The sequence below is a fragment of the Bartonella sp. AP57NXGY genome, assembly GCF_042195805.1.
Classification (GTDB): domain Bacteria; phylum Pseudomonadota; class Alphaproteobacteria; order Rhizobiales; family Rhizobiaceae; genus Bartonella.
Genome location: NZ_JBHIOZ010000650.1, coordinates 1 through 572, shown reverse-complemented (window position 1 = coordinate 572; position 572 = coordinate 1). Strand labels below are relative to the sequence as shown.

Annotated in this window: 1 protein-coding gene; it reads right to left on the bottom strand. The window is 31.6% G+C overall.

Annotation, left to right across the window (positions count from 1 at the left end; translation table 11 throughout):
• Window positions 1-176: 176 nt before the first annotated feature.
• Entirely contained in the window at window positions 177-545 is a 369-nt protein-coding gene (locus ACFIL8_RS12455) for an XRE family transcriptional regulator (protein WP_375690089.1), read from the bottom strand.
• Window positions 546-572: the final 27 nt, after the last annotated feature.

The window sequence follows — 572 nt, the reverse complement described above, 5'->3', positions numbered from 1 at the left end:
AATAATGATAAATTTCCCCCATATCGCAATAACTCATTTATTTTATTTAAAATTATTGAAACTCTTTTGGGCACCATGTTCTTTTTTATCCAAAATAATTTATTGATTTTCCATATATTTTTTACAGTGAGGGACGCGTAAATAAAAGTTAGGGAATAGGATTTTTCAACCTATCTCTATAGGACGCCTCTTTTTTTGCAAACTTTCTCAAGAACGTCTTTTAATTCTGCTAAGTTTTGTTGTGAAAAATTCTCTAAATTTCTAACAAACTCACCAACAGCTTCATACCTCAACGGATCAGAAGTCTTGATTGTAAAACTTTTTCGATAAGAATAGGCTTCTTTTTTTAAGAGAGAAGCCATAGCTTTATCTAAACCATAAAGCTCTATGATCTTTTCCTCCAGTCCTACAGGAACAGATTTTTTGCCAATCTCGACAGAAGATAAAAATGCTACAGATATGTCTACTTTCTTAGCCATATCTAAGAGGCGTTCTGAGTGATCAATGCGAAGTTTCCGTAAAATTTTACCAAAAGATGTAACCATATAAAAAGTCCTATTAGAGAAGAAATA

What these genes read in the sequence shown, in the direction of transcription:
- ACFIL8_RS12455 (WP_375690089.1), bottom strand. Translation starts at nt 545, where the DNA reads ATGGTTACATCTTTTGGTAAAATTTTACGGAAACTTCGCATTGATCAC.